We start from the raw sequence: 23923 nt of genomic DNA on the forward strand, positions 1-23923 counted from the left end.
CGCTTTAGCAGGGCCGTCGCGGTTTCCCGTAGATGAGAATGGCTTTCCCGCAGGCATTAAAAAGCCGGCTGGTGGCCGGCTTTTTAGTTGCATAAAGTCATGTTTTTAAAGAATTATTATTGAGGCTTCGTTTTGTCCCCCCATCTCGTATTGTCGTTGATTTTTCACATGACCGATGGCTCATGTGGACGGTAATACGCCGGTCGAGTTCATTGCTCTCAAACCTTCGAGGACGGCCCCAATCATGAAAGCTCGATAAAAAAACTGATAACTAAGCTAAGGCGATTGCGCAGGCAGAATTTTTCACCAGAACATAAAAAGCCCCTTAAATCAATGGATTCAGGGGCTTTTATGTAATGGCTGAGAGATAGCTAGCCCGTGAGGCACTCGGTGTCGCCTATCCACTGCGCGCACAATGATCCTATCGAAATAACTAATCCTTCTGCACACCGCTCACCGCAACAGCCCCTTGAGTAAACACTTCAGAAAACATGGGTATCAGCAATCGGTTGCCATACTCACTCAGATGATTGTCATCGACATAAAGTGGCTTTTCATTCTTACTGCCATAACAGAAATTTGCGTCACACAAATACGGCAGTGGGTCTAGGATTTTAATACCGCACTGCTCGCGAGCCTTATCCTGAATACTCCAAACGAAAGCATTTCTAGCCTGATAGTCTGCACGACTTATTACCACATCATGTGCCTGCCCCATGATCAAGCCCTTTCCAATTGTAGTGGGCACCTTCGCGAGCATTTCCGGTATCGGTCGCACTAGGTACACAGGGCGGTCCTTGGCCAGAGAGCACGCCGTATCGATATAATGACGACTAAAGTCTTCCAAGTATTCTGGCGTCGCGACATCCGACAGCACATTCCAAAAAACCTGCGTCTTGCGCTCTTGTGGCTCTGCACCCTCCTCGTTATGGCCGTACACATACATAGACGTTCGATTTATCACAATAAGTGGCGCACCCAGCATATCACTTGCCAACTTCTCATGAATATTATCAATCATGCGTGAGCAAGGTTCACCACGATCTCGAGCGTTAGGGTAATTGGTCTCAGGTATGAATAAACAGCTAGAGGCTGCCTGAAAGTAGATACCTTGTTTCACGCTGGGAAGTGCCGCTTCAGCCGCCGTGACTACTGCATCAGCATGACTGTCCCCAACCAAAATCGCCTTAATATCAGAGCCACCATACACGCAAGGAATACCATGATGTAAACACTCGTCTATACGAGGATTGCGATTGTTTTTTTGCGCTTCAACTGACGCCACGTCAGGAGGCAAACGACTCGGCTCCCCATCACGTCGAAGCCACTGGCCAACGCTATAAACCGACAGCACTACCAACAACAGACAGCTCACTGCATAGCGCGGCCTCGCCACCTGCAACGCACGGCGCGTCGGGACTTCAATCCAACGATAAGACAGTTCGCCCATCAGGAGTGCCAACAACAGCCCAGCCAGGGTCCAAACAGCGCTATGCAATTGACTAACATAGGCCAACCCTACAACCAAAGGCCAATGCCACAGATATATAGAGTATGACCGGGTGCCCAGCCATTGGGCGACCCCGCTCCCCGTCCAAATAGAATCATCTCGCTGAGCGACCAGAACAAGCGATGCCCCCAGCGTTGGAAGTAGCGCTTGCATACCCGGCCAAGCATTAGAGGCCTCGAGCAATACAATGGAGGCTAAAATCAGTAGCAACCCCAGGCCCTCGGCAATTTTGCACATCAGGGAGGAGAGTCTGCGGTGATGAAAAAGTAAAAAAACCAAACCGCCCAGCAGTAACTCCCACGCGCGAGACTGGAAAAGGTAAAATGCCTTCGCGCTGTCTTGCCGAGTGAGAATGACGCATATCACAAAAGACATTAACAAGAGTATTACATGGGTGGCGACCAATGCACCCCGTTTAGGGATGACTTTCCACACGGCGGCTATTATCAGAGGAAAAATAAGATAAAATTGCCACTCAATCGATAGCGACCACGTATGCAATAACCATTTTTCTCGAGCGGCACTGTCAAAGTACCCAGCTTCTTGTAGGTAACCAAGATTCGACTTAAACAATACCGACCAACTGACATGGCGAGCCAGTTTTTTATAATCATCGGGCATTAACCAAAACCACCCGACCACTAACAGTACTGCCGACACAGCAATCAATGCGGGTGCAATCCGTTTACCCCGATCCCAGTAGAAGGACCACACGGAGAAATTACCGCCTTGCAACCCTCTACTGATAATCCCAGTCATTAAAAACCCTGAAATAACAAAAAACACATCAACACCGACAAACCCACCGCCAAAACCAACAATCCCGAAATGATAAAGCACAACAGCAATTACGGCCCAAGCACGCAACCCATTAATATCTCGACGAAACGAACGCGATTCAAGCGTTGATGCTGAATATGACACTGCCTGTCCACCCTTCACTCAAAAAAACAAAACCTGGCCCTTCTCTCAAAAAGGGGCAAAAATTATAATCATGCACTGCATAGAAATCAATGCACAGCCATGGACAACCACCTGTTTCTTGCGCACCCTTCTGTTTCAATACCGTCTGTCGATATCGTGCACTTATATTTCAAGTCGTTGAACATTCAATGAATCGCTGACACCGAGAGTGAAGACATATTACAACTGTAGTCGTTTTGCTGCTGGCACTGCGGAATGCGCAACCGACTCACTATGTCTGGAACACCAAGGGGAGGATGTTTTGAAAAAAAATACGGCGAGCCCTTGAGGTAATAGCCTCACAGGCAGGAGGCGCTTTAATTGTGAGCGCGGAACGCTAGGTGATTTTCCGTCACTACACCAGCGTTCCCATTCACCAATTTGGTCAGCTGAGATCATCGCTTCTTCACCTTCTTCTTTGTGGTACGCGTCAGTCCACATGCCGAGGCACTTTTTAGTATCAACTTTAGGTGCTACGATTTCACTCATAAGCGATTGATAACCGCAGGGCCATAAATACCATTGCTAACGAGTGCTCCATTACTGTCCCCGTGTTTACTAGGGCCAGCGTAATTGCAATTTTTACTCATGAGCTCGTCAATCAATACTCCGGTTTTTGGGTCCCATCGTTTATTTTTGATGGTGACTCCATCGCGCTCAACAGTAATTTCCCCTAATGGTTTTCCTTCTGGTGTAAATGTTTTTATATAATTGCTTATGTTTGAGCTGACAGATTGTTCTGACGTTATCGCTCGCGTTTTATCGTCATGGGTCCTCTGGATGCCGTCCGGGGATTCTTTGTTGTAATGATGTTCGTCGATGACATTTCTGTTAGTAGGGCTGTAAATATTGAAATCGCCGTCAATCAAATCTTTGTTTATTATTCCTTCGGTAAGTACTGTTTCTCCATCGACGGCATAAAACTTTACAGTTCCGTCAAGCGTGCCTTTTGTGTAATTTTCTTCGTATTGCTTTGTGGTTGTGGACGGGGTGAAGCAGGTGATATTGCCATCAAGATAGCCTATTTTTACGCCTGTCGTACATCTTAGGTTTCTGGTATCTATTGCTTGCGGGTTAAGGAGTCCATAAACGCCACCATAGACGTTAGACATGTTTGCGTCGTAGGTGTTTAACATAATCTGAAAACTTACGTTTTCTTGTGTCGAGGGAGATGTATTATTCAGGGTTCCTGTAAAGGGCTCGTTAGCCTTGTTTTCGTAGATAAGACCATTCGAAATTTGAGCATTTTGGTGTTCTAGGTGTGGGTCGGAGCAACCACTTAATAGAATGGTAGTGATTGCAAATATTGGTCCAGATGTTGGAAGTTGGTAGATATAGCGCTTCCTGATGTTCCGTTATCTGTGCGTTTGGATAAATTTTACTTACGCTTGATACGATCCCACAAAGTTTAAATTCGGTGCTGATCAGCACCGACTTGCACACAGGGATGTTGTCCTTGCGTTCATCTACGTTCTTCACTTGCAGCCGCTCTAACAGTTTATCCGTGCTGCTTCGATCTGAGTCCGTTGCGCTCGACTTTTTCTGTGCAAAGCCGTTGCTCACTGCCTTTCATTGCTTGCGTGAGAAACTCCTTTGTTTTTTTGCTGTGGGCATAAATGGAGTAACCAACCTTAGAAGTTGATTGTCATCGTGCTATGTCCTTCATGTCAATGAGGCGATGCCCAACCATCTAGGTCGAGATGGGGAGGGGTCGTGATAGCGGCTGATCAGAAATACATGGCGGGTGTGGTGGGCCGTGCAATTGCCAAACAGCGCATACGTAGTGGCTTGACGCAGGAGGAAGTGGCCGAGCGTTTGGGAGTTGGCAACGAAGCCGTTTCCCGCATTGAGCGAGGTGTTGTGATTCCCAACATCGGGCGGTTGCTGGAGTTCGCAGCGCTCTTTCGCGAGTGTCTCGAACTTCAGCTGTTTTGCCTCGATGGCTCTCTGAGCTTCGCGTTGAGCCACGCGTTCGATGTCGCGAGCGGCTAGAGGATCTACACCATCACTCAACTGGCTGCGTTTGGCGCTGGCTTCAAGCCTGGCTTTCTTGAGACTCACTTCAGGGAGTGAGTCCTAGCCCATCTCCCTGCGGCGGCCTGCCAGTTGGAAGCGAAGTAGCCAGGATTTACGCCCGGTAGGTTTGACGACCAAGCGAAGCCCATCACCATCTCCGTAGGTGCCGGGTTCGGTCAGGTTTTCGACTTGTCTCGGATTCAGCTTACCCATTGGATTTCCCCTGTCGTCCCTTTTGTCCCCCACTTCATCGTCGGATGAGGTCAAGTGGCGTTGAACCCCATCGGGCAAGGGAGTGCCTGAAACCTCCGAAATAGCTAGGCTATCAGGTGGAATCTCGGATGGGACAGGTTTATTTCGGACAATTAAAAAGCCGGCTTGTGGCCGGCTTCTCGGGGACGGTTTTGGTTTATTTTTGGTAAACCGCAACCGCCTTCAAAATGTGCGACCCGCAACGGGGGCGACTGAATGGGGGGCGACGCGAACGTATCGTTCGGGGCGTCTAAAACGAGGCGCGTAGGATACTTGGGTTAGTGCCTGATGCCCAGCGTTTGGATAGATCATTCTCGTTCTGCGCCTGGAGCGTGATCGAGGAGGTAGTTTCTCGCTCAATCGTGAACACGCTGTTTAGCGTGATTACCGAAACGATGCCGTTCGTCGACGGGTGTTTAATGTTGACCACCAAAATACCCAGCCCATGACCCGAATATTCTGTTTCTTGATTTGTTCGGCGCTAAAAAACTCGTCCGGGTATTCGGCGCTGTTATGGCTGCGTAGGCGCATGGCGCCGCAGGGCAAGCGATAGAGGTATTTCACGCGGAGCATGCCGTCATGTTCGAGGGCGTACATTTCGCCGTCGATGACTTGTGTCGTTCCGCGGTCTATGCCGATGATCGAGCCGTCCTGGATTGTCTCGGCCATGCTGTTGCCGATGATCGCGGCACACACGGCGTTGCTGGGGTCGATGTTCATGGCTTGCAGGGTGTGCAGTGATAGGCGGACTTTTTGGTCGGGGGCTTCGGCGACGACGGTTCGTCCAGGGCCGAGGGTGGATGCGATTTCCTTGAGCAATGGCACGCTTACGTCTTCGGAGGACTGGGGGGCGTCGGCCCGGATGGCAACTGAAGTGCTGTTGTTATAGGTGTTCTCGGTGCGTTCTCTCGGGTGTTTGGACCCATCACCCGAGCGCAGCCACTGGGGGTTGACGGTCAATAATTCAGCCACTTCCACCAGTCGGGCCATGGGGATGCCTCGCTTGAACCAGTTGTTCACGTGCTGCGGCGTCACTTTGCGATTGGCGGCAAAGTCCGTGGCTGAGAGATGGCACTCCCGAAGGAGGGCGCGTAAGCGATCACCTGATGTCTTCATAAGCACCGAGTTTACGGAGGTCACGAGCTTGTTTAAATAAACGAGGTGTTCAAATGAGCGGTGCGTCAAATCACCAAATGAGTGCGCGTACTACAGGCGTGGCGGTGCTTTGTAGGGGGTTTCCATCAGTGTTTCGTGACAGGTAAACAACAGAAGTTCGAGGCGAAAAAAAGCCCTGGCTTCACATCAAGAAGCCAAGGCTCTTTCACGGTGCTACTGACGCAGCAACCGTCGTCGATCAGCCTTTGAAGGCAGCAACCGACTTCATGATTTCAGTGCGGGCTGCTTCTGCATCACCCCAACCTTCGATCTTCACCCATTTGCCTTTTTCGAGATCTTTGTAGTTCTCGAAGAAGTGCTTGATTTGCTCAAGCAGCAGGGGAGGCAGGTCGGTGTATTCTTTGACGTCGACGTACAGCTGGGACAGTTTGTCGTGCGGGACTGCGATGACTTTGGCATCGCCGCCGCCGTCGTCTGTCATGTGCAGGATGCCGACCGGACGGGCGCGGATAACCGAGCCTGGCGTAACCGGGTAAGGGGTTACGACCAGCACGTCGAGGGGGTCACCGTCGTCAGCCAGGGTGTTAGGAATGAAACCGTAGTTGGCCGGGTAGAACATGGGGGTGGCCATGAAACGGTCAACGAACAGGCAATCGGTTTCTTTGTCGATTTCGTATTTGATCGGCGCGTGGTTGGCCGGAATTTCGATCGCGACGTAGATGTCGTTCGGCAGGTCTTTACCAGCCGGAATCTTGCTGTAGCTCATTGGGCGTTGCCCCCGTAGTTGACCAGTCAGGCTTTGGTCGAATCGACCAAAAAGTGGTGGCGATTATAGGCATACTCAGAGCCGGTTGCCACGCATGGCGATTGGCCCCTAGACCTTAGTAGTGGGTCTTGTAGGCGGGATGGTCATGGCGAAGTTGCCGCAGGCGTGCCAGGGGGTCTTGTCGGTAGAAGGCTTTTAGCTGTTCATAGACGGCTGGATAGGCTGCGATCAACAGGTTCGGTGCGCTGAAGAAGTACTCGCTGGTGACGGCGAAGAATTCTGCGGGGTTTTCTGCGGCGTACGGATCGATGGTCGGTTGGGCGTGCGGGTGGTGTTCCAGTTGTCGGTTCAGGTCGTCATAAGCCGTTTGCATGACGCTGGCCCAGTCGCTGCCGCGCATGTCGCTGTGCAGCGGCGGCACCCCATTGGCGGCGCCATCGAGCATGTCGAGTTTATGCGCCAGTTCATGGATAACCAGGTTGTAGGCGTGCCAGCCCCCGCTGGACAACACCCCCGGCCATGCCAGGATTACCGGCCCCTGGGACCAGGCCTCGCCGCTGTGTTTGCCGTTCCATTCATGCTCGACGCCGTTGCTGTCGCGATGACGTTGCGGGCTGATGAAGTCGTCCGGGTACAGCACCAGCTCATGGAAGCCCTGATACCAGTTCAACTCATCAAGGTTGAGCAGCGGCAATTGTGCCTGAGCGGCGAGAAACAGACGTTGCTCGTCGTCCAGTTCTACGCCGGGCAGGGCGGTCAAGTGCTTGTCCTGAAGGAACAGCACGCTGCGTTCGCGCAGGCGCTGATCCTCCTCGGCATTTAACCCGTCGAGAATCGCCAGCCGTTGCCGGACGCGATTCCAGACCTGTTGATCGACCGGATGCTGGTCGAGTATCCGCTGCCTGTGCCATGAGCCAAGCGACCACATCAAGTATCAGCGCGCAGCAGCTGAACGGGCCAGACGGCCACGTACCAGGCCGATGATCATCGGCATCAGTGATAGCAGAATGATAGCGACTACGAGCAACGACAGGTTCTTCTTGATGAACGGTACGTTGCCGAAGAAGTAACCCAGGGTGACCAGCCCGCCAACCCAGGCGACAGTGCCCAGTACGCTAAAACCGAAAAACCGCGGGTAGGGCATCTTGGCCACGCCTGCAACAAAGGGGGCAAAGGTGCGGATAATGGGCAGGAAGCGCGCCAGCGTTACGGTTTTGCCGCCATGGCGATCATAGAAGTCATGAGTTTGTTGCAGGTAGTCGCGCCGGAAAATTTTCGAGTTCGGGTTGCTGAACAGTTTTTCGCCTGCTGTTCGGCCGATCACGTAGTTAGTGCTGTCACCGAGAATTGCCGCCAGCATCAGCAGGCCAGCGAGCAGGACCGGGTCCATGCCACCACCGGCGGCAACCGCGCCAGCGATGAACAGTAATGAGTCACCGGGCAGGAATGGCATGACCACTAACCCTGTCTCGCAGAAGATGACGAGAAACAGGATCGCGTAGATCCAGACGCCGTAGTTGGTTACGAGCATGTCGAGGTATACGTCGAGATGCAAAATAATGTCGATCGGGTTGAAGTCCATGTACGGCACCTGTGTAAATGACCAGATTCTGGGTCGTGTGCTAAGGGGAATGCTGAGGCGATATGGGCAGCATTATAGGGGGGCAACCCTCTAATGCCCGATCAGTTTGTCGCGAAGTATGTCAATAGAATGTTTTTTAAGCGGGGAGGAGGAGCGGTTGCCGACCGGTCAGACCGTATCAGTTTGTTCGTAGGCAATCGCCCGCCGGATCTGTGGGCGATTTCCTGTCGGTAAATGGGCGTGAGTCAATCCTCGTTGATAGGCAATACGTAGTTCTTGAACTGCGTATCTTCTTTGAATCCAATGGACTCGTAGACTTTCTGCGCCACGTCATTGTTGCTGTTGGTGGAAACGCGCATGCGCACCGCGTGGGTTTCCTTGGCCATTTTTTTTGCTTTCTTGATCAGATGGTCGGCGACCAACTGGCGGCGAGCCTCTTCGGCGACGTAGATGTCGTTGAGAATCCACACGCGCTTGAGCGACAGCGACGAGAAACTTGGGTAAAGCTGGCAGAAGCCAAGCAGCTTGCTGTCGTCGTCATCGGGCAATGCCAGGTAAATCACCGACTCTTTGCGGCGCAGACGCTTTTCCAGAAAGGCGCGGGAGGAGTCGGGGAAAGGCAGCTCGCCGTAAAATTCGCGGTATTTGACGAATAGCGGGCTCAGCAGGTCCAGGTGCTCCAGGGTGGCTTGAATGATCCGCATACGTTGGGCCTTAACTTCACAATGGGGGATGACAGCGAACGGGTCGCTCAGCCAGTCGTTTTCGATGCTGCCTAAAGCATTTAGAAAGCGCAATCCAATGACCGTCAGTCTTTGGGCTTCGCCAGCAGGAAGTTACTGCTCACCGGGAGTGGTGCATCCGATTCCAGGGTGTGAAGTTGGGCTTCATCCTTTAGATTGACCCCTGAAAGCTGGCGTCGACAGGCTTCACGCATCAAGTAAAGCAGGCGGTGAGCGGCCATGCCGTAGCTCAAACCCTCCAGGCGAACATTGGAAATGCAGTTGCGATAGGCATCGGTCAGGCCGACTTTCGGGCCATAGGTGAAATACAGGCCCAGGCTGTCCGGCGAGCTGAGCCCAGGGCGTTCGCCGATCAGGATCACTACCATTTTTGCCCCGAGCAGCTCGCCGATTTCGTCGGCCACCGCCACTCGGCCCTGCTCTACCAGAATCACCGGAGACAGTGACCAGCCTTCGGACAAAGTCTGTTCTTCCATCCGCGCCAGAAACGGCAGGGCATGTCGATGGACGGCCAGCGCTGACAGGCCGTCGGCGATCACCACGGCCAGATCGACGCCGCCGGGGTGGGCCAGGGCATAGTCGCGCAGCTGTTGAGCGGAGGCTTCGTTTAAGCGTCGGCCCAGGTCAGGGCGTTGCAGGTAGCTGTGACGGTCGAGCGCCGCGCTGTGCAGCAGCAGGGTGTCGCGCCCGCGTTCGGCCATTTGGGCGCGGAGCCCTGCGTGATCGAATGGCAAGTGCACGGCATCGCGGGCTTGAGCATGTGCGTACTGAAAATCCAGCTGCGCACGGGTGGGCAGGCTGGTGCCGGTGCGCCCTAGGGCGATCCGCGCGGGCGTAAGGCGGCGTAGCTCCAGCCACGGGTTCTGGCTGTCGGTGGGTAAAGCGGCCTGCTCTTCAGGCAGTCCATTTATGGGTAGCTCGGCCATGGGCAGCTCACTCATCCTAAATGTGCCAGGGCGTGGCGGAAGGCCGGCGGCAGGTTGTCGCCGAAACGCACGCGGCCATCGGTCTGGGTAAAGATGCCCATGTTTGCCAGCCATGCCTCGAATTCCGGGGCGGGCCTCAGGCCCAAGGTCTGCCGGGCATACAGGGCATCGTGAAACGAGGTGGTCTGGTAGTTGAGCATGATGTCGTCGGAGCCGGGGATGCCCATGATGAAGTTGATCCCGGCCACCCCCAGCAACGTTAGCAGGGTGTCCATGTCGTCTTGATCGGCTTCTGCATGGTTGGTGTAGCAGATGTCACAGCCCATTGGCACGCCGAGCAACTTGCCGCAGAAGTGATCTTCAAGACCGGCACGGATGATCTGTTTGCCGTTGTACAGGTATTCGGGGCCGATAAAGCCGACCACGGTGTTCACCAGGAACGGATTGAAATGTCGGGCCACGGCGTAGGCGCGGGTTTCGCAGGTCTGCTGATCGATGCCGTGGTGGGCGTTGGCCGACAAGGCGCTGCCTTGGCCGGTTTCGAAATACATCAGGTTGTGCCCGAGGGTCCCGCGGTTGAGGCTCAGGCCCGCTTCATAACCTTCCTGCAGTAGATTCAAATTGATGCCGAAACTGGCGTTGGCCGCTTCGGTGCCGGCGATGGACTGGAACACCAGATCCAGCGGCACGCCGCGATTGATCACTTCGATCGAGGTGGTGACATGGGTCAGCACGCAGGCTTGAGTCGGGATGTCATAGCGCTGGATGATCGCGTCGAGCATTTCCAAGAGTGTGCAGATCGATGACGTGCTGTCGGTGGCCGGGTTGATGCCGATCATGGCATCGCCATTGCCGTACAGCAGCCCGTCGAGGATGCTCGCGGCAATCCCGGCCGGTTCGTCAGTGGGGTGATTGGGTTGCAGTCGTGTCGACAGACGTCCGCGCAAGCCCATCGTCCCGCGAAAACGGGTGACGACACGAATTTTCTGCGCCACCAGCACCAGATCCTGCACGCGCATGATCTTCGACACGGCCGCCGCCATTTCCGGGGTCAGGCCGGGGGCGAGGGCGCGCAGGCTGTCTTCGTTGGCGTGATCGCTGAGCAGCCAGTCGCGCAGGCCGCCGACCGTGAGGTGGCTGACGACGGCAAACGCCTGTTTATCGTGGGTGTCGATGATCAGTCGGGTGACTTCATCGTCTTCGTAAGGGATCAGGGCTTCTTCAAGGAAGTGCTTGAGCGGGATGTCGGCCAGTGCCATCTGCGCGGCCACACGCTCGCCATCATTGAGCGCCGCAACGCCCGCGAGGAAATCGCCGGAGCGCGCGGGGCTGGCCTTGGCCATGACGTCCTTGAGGCTGTCGAAACGGTAGGTCTGGGCGCCGACGGTATGGGCAAAAGCAGCCATGGACGGAGTCCTCCTGTGGTTCTACGGACCTGATCACTCTAAAGCGCCGGGCCTGCACCTTAATAGGGCCTGTGCCGGACGCAAGCCCGGCACAGGTGCAACTTATATACCGGTGAGCATCGCATCAGCCGGCGCATCGGAACGCTGCTTGGCGGTCAGTTGGAAGTAGATGAAGCCTACAACCATGAAGCCAAGGAAGATCAAGCCGATAAGCGCGTTGAACCAGGCCATTGCCACCAGGCACACCAGCGCCAGCAGCAGGGCGATGCCGGGCACGATCGGGTAACCGGGCGCGCGGAAAGTGCGTTCCAGCAGCGGTTCGGTTTTGCGCAGTTTGAACAGGCTAAGCATGCTGATGATGTACATCACGATGGCGCCGAACACCGACATGGTGATCATGGCAGCGGTCAGGGTCATGCCTTGCAGGTTGACCAGGCCGTCGCTGTAGATTGCGGCAATGCCGACCACGCCGCCTGCCAGAATGGCGCGGTGCGGTGTCTGGAAGCGCGAGAGTTTGGCCAGGCCTTTGGGCAAGTAACCGGCGCGAGCCAGGGCGAAGAACTGCCGCGAGTAGCCAAGGATGATCCCGTGAAAGCTTGCTACCAGGCCGAACAGGCCAATCCACACCAGCATGTGCATCCAGCTGGAGTTCGTGCCGACCACCGCTTTCATCGCCTGCGGCAGCGGATCGTTGATGTTCGACAGTTGCCGCCAGTCGCCCACGCCGCCTGCCATCACCATCACCCCGATGGCCAGGAACACCAGGGTCAGAATGCCGCTGACATAGGCCTTGGGGATTGTCCGTTTCGGGTCTTTGGCTTCTTCAGCAGCCATGGCCGCGCCTTCGATGGCGAGGAAAAACCAGATCGCAAAAGGAATGGCGGCGAAAATACCGGGCACAGACGCAATGGTAAACGTGTCGGAGCCGGACCAGCCGTTGAGCGCGAAGTTACTGAAGCTGAAGCCCGGTGCAACCACGCCCATGAACACCAACAGCTCGGCAACCGCCAAAACAGTCACCACCAGTTCAAAGGTGGCCGCGATGCTGACGCCAAGGATATTCAGGGTCATGAACACGAAATAGGCGCCAACCGCCGCGTGTTTCGGGTCCAGTTCCGGGAACTGCACGTTCAGGTAAGCGCCGATTGCCATGGCAATGGCGGGTGGGGCGAAGACGAACTCGATCAGCGTGGCGATCCCGGCAATCAGTCCGGCATTTTCACCGAAGGCCCGTCGACTGTAGGCAAAGGGGCCGCCCGCGTGAGGAATGGCGGTGGTCAATTCAGTGAAGCTGAAGATGAAACAGGTGTACATCGTAGCGACGATCAACGTGGTGATCAGGAAACCCAGCGTACCCGCCGCGCCCCAGCCGTAACTCCAGCCAAAGTATTCGCCGGAGATCACCAGGCCAACAGCGATGCCCCATAAATGCAGGGTCCCGAGTGTCGGTTTGAGCTGTGTTGTAGAAGTCATAAGTCCTCGCGTGTATTTTTATTGTTCGATTGATGGACTTTCAGTAATGGGTACAGCACGCACGCAACCCCCGTGCCAGTTGCGGATTACGCCGCAACTGGCACGGGGAGAAGGTCTGACGAGAGGCTAAGGGGTTAGAAGAAACCCAGCGGATTGGTGTCGTAGCTCACCAACAGGTTTTTTGTCTGTTGATAGTGCTCAAGAGCCACTTTGTGGGTTTCGCGGCCGACGCCGGATTTTTTGTAGCCGCCGAATGCCGCGTGCGCCGGATACAGGTGGTAGCAGTTGGTCCACACGCGGCCAGCCTTGAGGGCACGGCCGACTCGGTAGGCGCGGTTGATGTCACGGGTCCATACGCCAGCGCCCAGACCGAACTGGGTATCGTTGGCGATGGCCACGGCTTCGGCTTCGTCCTTGAACGTGTTGATGCTGACCACTGGGCCGAAAATTTCTTCCTGGAACACCCGCATCTGATTATTGCCTTTGAGCAGGGTCGGCTGGATGTAGTAACCGGTGGACAGGTCGCCGCTGAGCTTTTCCACCTGGCCTCCAGTCAGCAGCTCGGCGCCTTCGCCCTTGGCGATTTCCAGGTACGAGAGAATCTTGTCGAATTGCTGCTCCGACGCCTGAGCGCCGACCATGCAGTCGGTGTCCAGCGGGTCGCCGCGTTTGATCTGCCCGACCTTTTTCATCACTGCTTTGATGAACTCCGGGTAAATCGACTCTTGCACCAGTGCCCGCGACGGGCAGGTGCAGACTTCGCCCTGATTGAAGAACGCCAGCACCAAGCCTTCAGCAGCTTTATCGATGAACTCGGGCTCGGCTTGCATGATGTCTTCGAAGAAGATGTTCGGCGACTTGCCACCCAGCTCCACGGTGGACGGAATGATGTTTTCCGCCGCCAGTTTCATGATGTGCGAGCCCACGGGCGTCGAGCCGGTAAAGGCGATTTTGGCGATGCGTTTGCTGCTGGCCAGCGCTTCGCCAGCCTCGCGGCCATAACCCTGCACCACGTTCAATACGCCGGGTGGCAGCAGATCGCCGATCAACTCCATCAGCACGCTGATACCCAGTGGGGTTTGTTCGGCAGGTTTGAGCACTACGCAGTTACCTGCAGCCAAGGCCGGCGCGAGTTTCCAGGCCGCCATCAGCAGTGGGAAGTTCCACGGGATGATTTGCCCGACCACGCCCAGCGGCTCATGGATGTGATAAGCCACGGTGTTGCCATCGATTTCGGCAGCGCTGCCTTCCTGGGCGCGCAAACAGCCCGCGAAGTAGCGGAAGTGATCGGCGGCCAGCGGGATGTCGGCATTCAGGGTTTCACGAACGGCTTTGCCGTTGTCCCAGGTTTCAGTGACGGCCAGCAGCTCCAGGTTTGCTTCGATGCGGTCGGCGATCTTCAGCAGCACCAGCGAACGCGCCTGCACCGAGGTTGCGCCCCATGCAGCGGCAGCGGCATGGGCGGCATCCAGGGCTTTTTCGATATCTTCGGCGCTGGAGCGTGGGAATTCAGCGATCAGCTTGCCGGTGATCGGCGACGTGTTTTCGAAATATTGGCCTTTGACCGGCGGCACAAACTCGCCACCGATGTAGTTACCGTAACGATTTTTGAAGGTGACGATAGAGCCTTCAGTACCGGGATGGGCGTAACGCATGGTGAGTGTCTCCTGACTTTTGTGTTTATAGGGGAAGACGCGCTGTAGCGCTTACCTTAAGCGTAGAGCAAAGGTCGGGCCAGCGCCCTGTACGGCACGGTTTATAAGGCTTTCGGCGGTTTTCGTGAGGGCAAAGCGCCAGTGTTGTCGCGTATCCGATACGGAGGATGTGACACTTTGTACCGCTATCGGTACAGCGCGTGACTCATCGGTTTGGTCGACATTGCAATGCCGTGTCGCGAGGAGGATGCTGGGCTGCACCTCCGCAAAAGCACCGCAAAAAAGGAGAATAATAAAAAGTGCACAGCAATCACCTGACACGGCACGCTCGACAAGTGCTGACGGTCACCCAAGGCAAAGCGCAGTTGCGCGGGCCGGGCAGCGATCCTTCCATTGCGCGGTCCTGGTTGCGTTGTCTTGAGGACTATCATCTCGACCCCGCACTGGCCATTGCGCCGACTGTCCTTGAGCACGACCGTTTGCTGGAAAGCCGTGAGCGCATGCAGCAAGTGCTGAGCATTGCCGGTGGCGAAATGACCAGCCTGCACCAGCAGTTGTCGGGTGCCGGGCATGCAATTTTATTGACTGATGCGCGTGGGGTGATCCTCAACTGCGTGACCGCCCCTACTGAACGCAAGATATTCGAACGCGCCGGGCTCTGGTTGGGCGCCGACTGGAGCGAAGCCTGTGAAGGCACTAACGGCATCGGCACCTGTCTGGTCGAACGCCAGTCCCTGACCATTCATCAGGAGGAGCATTTTCGCGGACGCCACACCGGGCTGACCTGCTCGGCCAGTCCGGTTTTCGACCCTCATGGCGACTTGCTGGCGGTGCTGGACGTCTCGTCTGCACGCCATGACGTGTCCCGGCAAAGCCAGTTCCACACCATGGCCCTGGTCAATTTGTCGGCAAAGATGATCGAGAGCTGCTATTTCCTGCGCCACTTCGACAATCAGTGGCTGTTGCGTTTTCACGTGCAGGTCGAGTCCGCCGGTTTGTTCAGCGAGGGGTTGCTGGCGTTCGATGATGAGGGGCGGGTCAGTGCGGTCAATCAGAGTGCCTTGAACCTGCTGGGCCTCGGGCGCGGTGGTTTGCTCGGGCAATCAGTCGAGAGCGTGTTCGATTGCTCACTGGATGAGTTGCTCGGCCGTGCCAGTGTTGAGGCCAGTGCCAGTTGGCCGTTGCGTACCCGCGAAGGCCGACGCTTATTTGCACGACTGCGCAGCCAACCGCATAGCGTGCCGACAGCGTTGCCGGTCAGCCCGACGGGGGCGCCGCCGCGCTTGAGTGGGATCTGCCTGGGCGATGCAGCGCTGCAGAATGATTTCCGTCGCGCACTGCGGGTTTTCGAACGCGATGTGCCTTTGCTGATTAATGGCGAAACAGGTTCCGGCAAAGAAGCTTTTGCCAAAGCAGTGCATCAAGCCAGCGTGCGCGGCGATAAACCGTTCATCGCGCTTAATTGTGCGGCGATTCCCGAAAGCCTGATCGAAAGTGAACTGTTCGGCTATCGCGGTGGCAGCTTTACCGGTGCGCGCAAGGAAGGCATGCGCGGCAAGCTGCAACAGGCCGATGGCGGTACGTTGTTTCTCGATGAAATCGGTGACATGCCGCTGGCGCTGCAAACCCGGCTGTTGCGGGTGCTGGAAGACCGTTTGGTGGTGCCCTTGGGGGGTGAGCCGCAAGCGGTAAATGTACGGATCATCAGCGCGACTCACCGCAACTTGCTGGAGCGCGTGGCCGATGCCAGCTTTCGCGAAGATCTTTATTACCGTTTGAACGGCCTGGAGATCGCGTTGCCGCCGTTGCGCGAGCGCAGCGACAAATCGCAGTTGCTGGATTTTCTTCTGGAAGAAGAGGCGGGCGGCGAGACCGTGATCCTCGACGCGGACGCCCGCCAGGCGCTGCTGGACTTCGCCTGGCCGGGCAACCTGCGGCAATTGCGCAATGTCCTGCGCACCTTGGCGGCACTGTGCGATGACCAGCACATTGGCTTCGATGAGCTGCCGCTCGCCATTCGGCAAAGCGCATCCGCGCCGGCTCTTGCACTGATGGGCGAACACCCGCTGGACGACGCCGAGCGCATCGCCCTGCTGTCAGCCCTGGACGCCCAGCGCTGGCACATGACCCACACCGCCGAACAGTTGGGGGTCAGCCGAAATACGCTGTACCGGAAATTGCGCAAGCACGGGATCGCGCGTTAGGCCAAACAGCGGGTCGATCGTTTTGCAGACAAGTCAGCTCCTTGTACGGCTGTGGGAGCAACAAATCCTGATTTTAAACTCGAGGTGTGATTTGTCGCCCTCTACGCTAACCTGCGCCCATAGTTTACGAGGTCGATCATGCATATTCATATTCTCGGTATTTGCGGTACTTTCATGGGTTCGCTGGCGGTACTCGCCAAAGAGTTGGGCCATCGGGTCACCGGTTCGGACGCCAATGTCTACCCGCCGATGAGCACGCAGTTGCAGGCTCAGGGCATTGAGTTGACCCAAGGCTACGACGCGGCACAGCTTGACCCTGCGCCGGATCTGGTGGTTATTGGCAACGCGCTGTCGCGAGGCAACCCGGCGGTAGAGTACGTGCTGAACAAAGGCCTGCCTTATGTTTCCGGCCCGCAATGGCTGGCCGATCACGTGCTGCAAGGGCGCTGGGTATTGGCCGTTGCCGGAACGCATGGCAAGACGACGACCAGCAGCATGCTCGCCTGGGTGCTGGAACATGCTGGCATGAGCCCCGGTTTCTTGATCGGCGGTGTACCGCAGAATTTTGCCGTGTCGGCGCGTGTGGGCGAGACCCCGTTTTTTGTCGTCGAGGCTGACGAGTACGACAGCGCCTTCTTCGACAAGCGCTCAAAATTTGTCCATTACCGTCCGCGTACTGCGATTCTGAACAACCTGGAGTTCGATCACGCCGACATCTTCCCCGATCTGCCAGCCATCGAACGGCAGTTCCACCACTTGGTGCGAACTATCCCAAGCGAAGGCCTGGTGATCCATCCGACCACCGAGCCGGCGTTGCTGCGAGTGATTCAAATGGGCTGCTGGACGCCGGTACAAACCACCGGTGAGGGCGGTCAATGGCAGGCGCGTCTGCTCAGCGATGACGGCTCGCGTTTCGAAGTCACCTTTGAAGGCGTAGTTCAGGGCGTGGTCGAGTGGGACATGACCGGTCAGCATAACGTAGCCAACGCGTTGGCCACTCTGGCGGCCGCGCGGCATGTTGGCGTGGTGCCGAAGCAAGGTATCGAAGCGCTGGGCTTGTTCAAAAGCGTCAAACGCCGCATGGAAAAGGTCGCGGAGGTCAACGGCATCACTATCTATGATGACTTTGCTCATCATCCGACTGCGATTGCCACCACCCTTGATGGCCTGCGCAAACACGTTGGCGATGCGCCGGTGATCGCGATTATCGAGCCGCGCTCCAATTCCATGAAGCTCGGTGCGCACCGCGACGGCTTGCCGGAAAGTGTGCGTCAGGCTGATCAGGCGATCTGGTACGCGCCGGCCAATCTGGGCTGGGACCTGGCCGCCACTGCTGCATTGTGCACGGTGCCTTCGGTGGTTTGCGACTCCCTTGAGGCGATCATCGCCCAGGTGAAAAACCTGGCTAAACCGGGTACACAGGTCGTCATTATGAGTAACGGCGGCTTCGGCGGCTTGCACGGCAAGTTGGCTGAGGCGTTGAAATGAGTGGCCCGGAACGCGTCACCCTGGCGATGACCGGTGCTTCTGGCGCGCAGTATGGGTTGCGCCTGCTCGACTGTCTGGTGCGTGAAGACAGGGAAGTGCACTTCCTGATTTCCAAGGCGGCCCAGTTGGTGTTGGCCACCGAGACCGATGTCTCGCTGCCGCCGAAAACCCTGATGATGCAAGCGTTTCTGACCGAGTACACCGGCGCAGCGGCGGGACAGATTCGGGTGTATGGCAAGGAAGACTGGATGTCGCCCGTGGCCTCTGGCTCGGGTTCGCCCAGCGCGATGGTGGTGGTGCCCTGTTCCACGGGCACCTTGTCGGCGATTGCGACCGGGGCCTGCAACAACCTGATCGAGCGTGCGGCGGATGTGACGTTGAAGGAGCGTCGCCAATTGATTCTGGTGCCGCGTGAGGCGCCGTTTTCCAGTATCCATCTGGAGAACATGCTCAAACTGTCGAACATGGGTGCGGTGATTCTGCCGGCGTCACCGGGTTTCTATCATCAGCCGCAAACCATTGATGATCTGATCGACTTTGTTGTCGCGCGGATTCTCAATGTGCTGAATATCCCTCAAGACATGTTGCCGCGCTGGGGCGAGCATCACCTGAGTGCAGATGAATAAGCGCCTGCTGTTGACCCTGTTGGTGCTACAGCTGACTGGGTGTGCCACGGCTCGAACGCTTGATGCCGCCAAACCTGGGGCCCCCGTTGTGTATTCGGGTGCGCGTCTGGATTGGTATGCGATACAGGGTGGTTGCTGCGAGATGGATCGTTTCGGTGCCGAGGCACCGAGCTATCCAGGCGTGGACCTGCCCGCCAGCGCGTTGCTCGACACCCTGCTTTTACCGCTGTCGCTGCTGACCGTGCTGGGCGTGGGGTTTCAGGCGACGGGCGGCTTGTAGACGTCTGAACCTGACGTGCTGTCGGGCTCACTTGCCCAGTTTGTTCAACTCTTCTGCTTCGACGATCCGCACCCCGTCCTGGTCTTCCAGCGCCAGGCGCCAAAGCGCTCGGGCCAGGCAGCAGGCTTCTATGCCACGGTATTTGCCGGGAATCAGTTTTGCCAATGGGCCTGCCAGTTGTTCGGCCAGACGCTGTTCGGTGCGTTCGCCAAGCAACAGTGATGGTCGGACGATGGTCAGTTGCGGCCAATCCTGAGCTTTGAGTGCATATTCCATTTCGCCCTTGATCCTGTTGTAGAAAACGCTGGATCGCCGATCGGCATTGACTGCGCTGATCACCACCAGATGCCGCGCTCCGAGTTCGCGAGCTCGCTTGCCGAAGGCCACCACCATATCCAGATCGACCGCGCGAAACGCTTCCTGCGAGCCAGCCTGCTTGATCGTGGTGCCCAGGCAGCAAAAGGCGATGTCGACCCGCCCGCTTAACGTTGGCAGCAGTGCATTGAGTTCACCCACCGGATTTTCCAGGCGAGGGTGCTTGTTCAGGGGTTTACGGGTCGGTGCCAGTACGCGGCTGACCGTCGGTTCGCTGAGCAAGCGATCAAGCAAATGTTCACCGGTCAGGCCGGTGGCTCCGGCAAGCAGGATGTGCTGAGGGGTCAGGTACATAGTGTTTCTCCCTTTTTACAACGCAGTCTAGCGGTTGCCCGTGGTCTTCGCTTCCTTGCTGCTCAACGATGTGTTGAGGGCCCTCTGCGCCTGGCTCTTGCGCAACTGCTGCCAGTGCGCAAGAACCCCTTTGGGCGCCCAGATCTGCGGCTCCGATGCCTCAAAGCTTTCGGTTATTTCGCGGGCCGCCACGTACGATTTGGCGTCGTTGAACGCTTGTTGCAGGTTGTCTGTTTCAACCAATGCCTTTGCGAACATGGCTTCGCCAAAGTAAGTGAAATCGTCCTCTTCCGAGCAGCCAAAAGACACCCTGTCTGCACGCGAGGCGGTGATCACTACGGTTTTTTCGTCTTTGAGCACCGGAATGAAACCACCGGAATAACAGGCGGAGATCACGATAATTTTGTCGCGGTCTTTTAACGGTGCGAGGACGACGGCCAGCTCATCGGCGGGCAGGTCGGCCAGCTCCATGCGTGGTTGATCAAGCACCAATTCATGTTCTTGAGTGCCGTGGCTGGTCAGGTAGATGAACACCAGGTCTTCCGGCCCGCTGCGTTGCGCCAGGGTCTGCACCGCGCGGCTGATACTTTCGCGGGTCGCCAGTGCCCGGTCGTTCATGTGATCGCGATGATTGACCAGGCTGATCTGCCCGTAGGCGCCGAAGCGCGTGGCCAGCAGGTTGTTCACGTAATCTGCTTCGCGCATGAATACGCTCTGCTTGCCGTCACCACCCACGACCAGGCTGTACAATTCGACAGCGGGAGTGGAGGCGGGCACTGCGGCCAGGGCTTTTTCCAACAGGGGGCCTTGGGCGAGCAAGCCGACCTCAAGTGCATCGGGCAACAGATTGCCTTGCGCGTCACGCACACGCAGACCGTTGGTCCAGTTGCCGCTTTGAACGCTGCCATCTGCCAGGGTCAAGGTGCCTTTGCCTTGATAGGTGTCGTCGGCGAACGGACCTTGATAGGTGCTGCCATCGACCAGGTGCAGTACACCCTCGCCGTTGAAGCGCCAGTTGCTGAACTGACCCTGATAATGGCTGCCATCTGCACCGATCAGTTCGCCCTTACCGTTGAGCGCGCCGTCCTTGAACTGCCCAATCCAGACATCGCCGTCGCTGTTTTCGTAGCGGCCTTTGCCTTGCAGTTGGTTGTTGCGGAAACCGCCGACGTATTGATCACCCTCGGCGCTGTTGAAGCTGCCGTTGCCTTCCAGTTGACCGTTGACGAATTTGCCGCTGAATTGATTGCCGCTGGCGTCGCTGCGCTGGCCTTCGCCATTGGGTTTGCCGTGCGCGAACAGGCCTTGATATTGGCTGCCGTCATCAAGTTCGAGGTGACCGAGGCCGTCGTATTGGTCAGCCTTGAATTCGCCCCTATAGGCCATGCCTGGCTCTTTGAGCGTGCCTTCACCCTCGCGTCGGCCCAGCTTGAAGCCGCCGACATAATTGCCGGTGCTGGTGGTCAACGTGCCTAAACCGTGAAACAGACCGTTCTGGAATTGGCCGCGGTAGACGTCGCCATTGCTGGCGTGCCATTCGCCGGCACCCTGCCACAGCCCCTTCTGGAACTGACCTGCGTACCAGCTGCCGTTGGGATAGTCGACTCGGCCCTTACCTTGCAGCAGGCCATTGACGACGTCGCCGCGGTAACGGCCGCCGTCGGGCAGACGTGCGTCTGGGGGCGACAGTGGTTCGCCCTCGCCGCAAGCCGCGAGTAAAAGAATGAGTGCCAGAGGGGCAAGAGGGGCGAACGCGCGCATGGTCGATCCTGAAGATAAAAATCCAAGCGTGTTGAAGACGTCCCTGAACAGTCGCTTTCACACAGCTGCGGGCAGTATGACGCAGCTATGTGGTTGCTTTATAGAGGCAACGAAACAGCCGGTAATAGCTGTTTCGCTTTTTAGTGGTCTTACACGAAGCACAACGACAGGGGTTCAGCGACGAAGGCTGGCTTGTCCTGGCCCTCTATTTCCAGCGTTGCCGTGGCTTTGAGCAGCCATTGGCCTGGTTTCTTTTCGGTGACTTGAGTCATGGTTACGTTGAGTCGAACCCGTGAGTTCACTTTTACCGGTTGGATAAAACGCACGCTGTCCAGGCCATAGTTGATCACCATTTTCAGCCCTTCGGGCACTACCAGCAGGTCTTCCATCAACTTCGGGATCAGCGATAGCGACAGAAAGCCGTGGGCGATGGTACTACCGAAGGGGGTTTTCGCGGCTTTTTCAGGGTTGACGTGGATGAACTGGAAGTCGCCGGTGGCTTCGGCAAACAAGTTGATGCGCTCTTGGTCGATAGTGAACCACTCGGAACGTCCCAGTTCCTTGCCTTCATAGTTCTTCAGCTCTGCAACGGGTACAAAGGGCATAGATACTCTCCTTGTTGTCATTGGTTTTTGTGGGTATGGCTGTCGCGCTCAGTGTTTATAGGCGTCGGATTTTTCACCGTGCCAAGGCCTAAGATCAGCATGGGCTTTAGGGATGGTCAAGGATGTATGCCTTTGGCGAATGCTGATTTATCAGCCATTGCCACAGCGTGCCTATAATGGCGTCGCGAATTTGCTGGAGTTTCTTATGTTGCTACGGGGCCTGACATGGCTGGTTTTGTTCCAATTGGTGGGCGCCGCGCTCAATCACCTGTTCTTGCCAATACTGCCCGGGCCGATCATCGGTCTGGTGTTGTTACTGATTTTTCTGATGACGCGCGGCGAAGTCAGTGAGCCATTGAGTCTGGCCGCCAGCAGCTTGTTGCGTTATCTGCCGCTGCTGTTGGTGCCGCCCGCCGTGGGGGTGATGGTCTACGCTGCCGAGATTGCCGCCGATTTCTGGGCCATCGTCGGATCGTTAGTGCTGTCGTTGCTGCTGTCCTTGGCGTTCGTCGGCTGGCTGATGCAGAAGCTGGTTCTGCGCCAGTCGCGACGCGGGGAGTCCTCATGAACATGGATTGGAATGGCGCCTGGAACGCGGTGATCCATCATCCGCTGTTCGGCATTGCGATTACGCTGGGGGCGTACCAGTTGATGCTGGCCGCATACGAAAAAACCCGCTGGATATTTTTGCAGCCGGTGCTTATCTCGATGTTGCTGGTGGTCGGCATTCTGGTCAGCTGCGGTTTGAACTATGCCGAGTACCGCAAAAGCACGGAAATCCTCAGTATTTTGTTGGGGCCTGCGACGGTTGCACTGGCGGTCCCGCTTTATCTGAACCTGCGACGTATTCGCCAGCTGTTCTGGCCGACCTTTACTACGCTAATCGTGGGCGGAGTGCTGGCGACATCCCTGGGTGTGACGCTGGGCTGGCTGTTCGGTGCCGACCACATGATCTTGATGACCATGGCGCCCAAATCAGTGACGTCGCCGATTGCCATGTTGGTGGCCGAACAGATTGGTGGCGTCGCACCACTGGCGGCGGTGTTCGTGTTGATTACCGGGGTGATCGGCGCGATTTTTGGCCCTGGTCTGCTGTCCCTTCTTGGGGTGGAGAATCAGGCTGCGCGCGGCATGGCCCTCGGTTTGGCCGCGCATGCCGTCGGCACCTCGGTGGCGTTGCAGGAAAGTGAGGAGTGCGGTGCGTTCGCCGCCCTGGCAATGAGTTTGATGGGCGTCGGCACGGCGGTATTCCTGCCATTGGCCGTTACGCTGGTCGTTTAAGGAGGCTTCCATGGTGTTGCCATTATTTCCTCTCAACGCAGTGCTGTTCCCGGGGTGCATGCTCGATTTGCAGCTGTTCGAGGCACGCTATCTGGACATGGTTAGCCGCGGGATGAAGCAGGGCGAAGGCTTTGGCGTGGTATGCATTCTTGACGGCGAAGAAGTCGGGCAGGCGCCAGAGGGCTATGCGCTGGTAGGTTGCGAAGCGTTGGTGCGGGATTTTCAGCAGCAGGACAACGGCTTGCTGGGGATTCGCGTGGAAGGTGGGCGCCGTTTCCGCGTGGTCAGCACTCAGGTGCAGCGTGACCAGCTGATTATGGCTGACGTTGAGTGGCTGGATGAACTGCCGGAGCGCCCGTTGCAGGAAGCGGACGCCGATCTGGTGGCCTTGCTTGCCGCCTTGGCCGAGCACCCGATGGTTGCCGCGTTGAACATGGGCGTTACGGCCAGCGGGCAGCAATCGCTGGCCAATCAGCTGGCTTATCTGCTGCCCTTCACCGAAGAAGACAAGGTCGAGTTACTGGAACTCAACGATGCTCAGGAGCGCCTGGACGCGATTCAGGACCTGCTCGATGAAATACAGGGTGACGTGCAGGCCTGA

Annotated in this window: 23 protein-coding genes; 8 read left to right on the forward strand and 15 right to left on the reverse strand. The window is 56.7% G+C overall.

Going from position 1 to position 23923, the window contains the following annotated elements:
* Positions 1-433: 433 nt before the first annotated feature.
* Positions 434-2434, reverse strand: coding sequence for an acyltransferase family protein (locus tag ACVBEG_RS00580; RefSeq protein ID WP_323566421.1), 2001 nt, complete (start codon positions 2432-2434; stop codon positions 434-436).
* Positions 2435-2958: 524 nt separating this feature from the next.
* Positions 2959-3585 (reverse strand): hypothetical protein, encoded by a 627-nt coding sequence (locus ACVBEG_RS00585; RefSeq protein ID WP_323566422.1) that lies wholly within the window; start codon positions 3583-3585, stop codon positions 2959-2961.
* 625 nt (positions 3586-4210) lie between these two features.
* On the opposite strand from ACVBEG_RS00585, the gene ACVBEG_RS00590 reads away from it, so the two are divergent.
* Entirely contained in the window at positions 4211-4465 is a 255-nt protein-coding gene (locus ACVBEG_RS00590) for a helix-turn-helix transcriptional regulator (RefSeq protein ID WP_407074633.1), read from the forward strand.
* 84 nt (positions 4466-4549) lie between these two features.
* Here ACVBEG_RS00590 and ACVBEG_RS00595 read toward each other — a convergent pair whose 3' ends face one another.
* From ACVBEG_RS00595 to exaC, 10 genes are all read right to left on the reverse strand, one after another.
* Positions 4550-4702, reverse strand: a complete 153-nt coding sequence (locus ACVBEG_RS00595; protein WP_407074632.1) for an Arm DNA-binding domain-containing protein — start codon at positions 4700-4702, stop codon at positions 4550-4552.
* Positions 4703-5125: 423 nt separating this feature from the next.
* Complete coding sequence (locus ACVBEG_RS00600; protein WP_322218131.1) at positions 5126-5857, reverse strand: LexA family transcriptional regulator; 732 nt, start codon at positions 5855-5857, stop codon at positions 5126-5128.
* Between the two features lie 238 nt (positions 5858-6095).
* Positions 6096-6623, reverse strand: a complete 528-nt coding sequence (gene ppa / locus ACVBEG_RS00605) for an inorganic diphosphatase (RefSeq protein ID WP_219062705.1) — start codon at positions 6621-6623, stop codon at positions 6096-6098.
* Between the two features lie 115 nt (positions 6624-6738).
* Positions 6739-7551 (reverse strand): M90 family metallopeptidase, encoded by an 813-nt coding sequence (locus ACVBEG_RS00610; RefSeq protein ID WP_322182222.1) that lies wholly within the window; start codon positions 7549-7551, stop codon positions 6739-6741.
* 6 nt (positions 7552-7557) lie between these two features.
* Positions 7558-8205 (reverse strand): DedA family protein, encoded by a 648-nt coding sequence (locus ACVBEG_RS00615; RefSeq protein WP_322182220.1) that lies wholly within the window; start codon positions 8203-8205, stop codon positions 7558-7560.
* 245 nt (positions 8206-8450) lie between these two features.
* Entirely contained in the window at positions 8451-8909 is a 459-nt protein-coding gene (locus ACVBEG_RS00620; RefSeq protein ID WP_322182886.1) for a GNAT family N-acetyltransferase, read from the reverse strand.
* 104 nt (positions 8910-9013) lie between these two features.
* On the reverse strand, positions 9014-9874 hold the full coding sequence (gene eutC, locus ACVBEG_RS00625; RefSeq protein ID WP_322278459.1) for an ethanolamine ammonia-lyase subunit EutC: 861 nt from the start codon (positions 9872-9874) through the stop codon (positions 9014-9016).
* An 11-nt stretch (positions 9875-9885) separates the two neighbouring features.
* On the reverse strand, positions 9886-11280 hold the full coding sequence (locus ACVBEG_RS00630) for an ethanolamine ammonia-lyase subunit EutB (protein ID WP_322182218.1): 1395 nt from the start codon (positions 11278-11280) through the stop codon (positions 9886-9888).
* Between the two features lie 102 nt (positions 11281-11382).
* Complete coding sequence (gene eat / locus ACVBEG_RS00635; RefSeq protein ID WP_447107276.1) at positions 11383-12753, reverse strand: ethanolamine permease; 1371 nt, start codon at positions 12751-12753, stop codon at positions 11383-11385.
* Positions 12754-12887: 134 nt separating this feature from the next.
* Complete coding sequence (exaC, locus tag ACVBEG_RS00640) at positions 12888-14408, reverse strand: acetaldehyde dehydrogenase ExaC (RefSeq protein WP_447107277.1); 1521 nt, start codon at positions 14406-14408, stop codon at positions 12888-12890.
* A 299-nt stretch (positions 14409-14707) separates the two neighbouring features.
* Between exaC and ACVBEG_RS00645 the strand changes: the two genes are divergently transcribed.
* From ACVBEG_RS00645 to ACVBEG_RS00660, 4 genes are all read left to right on the forward strand, one after another.
* A complete protein-coding gene (locus ACVBEG_RS00645) occupies positions 14708-16612 on the forward strand; it encodes a sigma-54-dependent Fis family transcriptional regulator (RefSeq protein ID WP_322182209.1) in 1905 nt (634 codons plus the stop codon).
* Positions 16613-16750: 138 nt separating this feature from the next.
* On the forward strand, positions 16751-18100 hold the full coding sequence (gene mpl, locus ACVBEG_RS00650) for a UDP-N-acetylmuramate:L-alanyl-gamma-D-glutamyl-meso-diaminopimelate ligase (protein WP_322182207.1): 1350 nt from the start codon (positions 16751-16753) through the stop codon (positions 18098-18100).
* Positions 18097-18726 (forward strand): flavin prenyltransferase UbiX, encoded by a 630-nt coding sequence (ubiX, locus tag ACVBEG_RS00655; protein WP_322182205.1) that lies wholly within the window; start codon positions 18097-18099, stop codon positions 18724-18726. Before mpl ends, ubiX begins: the two co-directional genes overlap by 4 nt.
* On the forward strand, positions 18719-19006 hold the full coding sequence (locus ACVBEG_RS00660; protein WP_322182202.1) for a YceK/YidQ family lipoprotein: 288 nt from the start codon (positions 18719-18721) through the stop codon (positions 19004-19006). Before ubiX ends, ACVBEG_RS00660 begins: the two co-directional genes overlap by 8 nt.
* Before the next feature lie 27 nt (positions 19007-19033).
* Here ACVBEG_RS00660 and ACVBEG_RS00665 read toward each other — a convergent pair whose 3' ends face one another.
* The 3 genes from ACVBEG_RS00665 to ACVBEG_RS00675 form a co-directional block, all read right to left on the reverse strand.
* The gene (locus tag ACVBEG_RS00665; protein WP_322182200.1) at positions 19034-19675 is read right to left on the reverse strand and encodes an oxidoreductase; all 642 of its coding nucleotides are present in this window, start codon (positions 19673-19675) and stop codon (positions 19034-19036) included.
* A gap of 27 nt (positions 19676-19702) precedes the next feature.
* Positions 19703-21436 (reverse strand): C13 family peptidase, encoded by a 1734-nt coding sequence (locus ACVBEG_RS00670; protein ID WP_323569384.1) that lies wholly within the window; start codon positions 21434-21436, stop codon positions 19703-19705.
* Between the two features lie 149 nt (positions 21437-21585).
* The gene (locus ACVBEG_RS00675; RefSeq protein ID WP_322182195.1) at positions 21586-22041 is read right to left on the reverse strand and encodes a MaoC family dehydratase; all 456 of its coding nucleotides are present in this window, start codon (positions 22039-22041) and stop codon (positions 21586-21588) included.
* A gap of 205 nt (positions 22042-22246) precedes the next feature.
* Here ACVBEG_RS00675 and ACVBEG_RS00680 point away from each other — a divergent pair, with 205 nt between their 5' ends.
* The 3 genes from ACVBEG_RS00680 to ACVBEG_RS00690 are packed head-to-tail and all read left to right on the forward strand — an operon-like array spanning position 22247 to position 23923.
* On the forward strand, positions 22247-22609 hold the full coding sequence (locus tag ACVBEG_RS00680; RefSeq protein WP_447107278.1) for a CidA/LrgA family protein: 363 nt from the start codon (positions 22247-22249) through the stop codon (positions 22607-22609).
* Positions 22606-23322, forward strand: coding sequence for an LrgB family protein (locus ACVBEG_RS00685; RefSeq protein WP_322182192.1), 717 nt, complete (start codon positions 22606-22608; stop codon positions 23320-23322). The genes ACVBEG_RS00680 and ACVBEG_RS00685 overlap by 4 nt, the downstream gene beginning before the upstream one ends.
* A gap of 10 nt (positions 23323-23332) precedes the next feature.
* Complete coding sequence (locus ACVBEG_RS00690) at positions 23333-23923, forward strand: LON peptidase substrate-binding domain-containing protein (protein ID WP_322182190.1); 591 nt, start codon at positions 23333-23335, stop codon at positions 23921-23923.

The organism is Pseudomonas sp. GG8 (assembly GCF_052976945.1).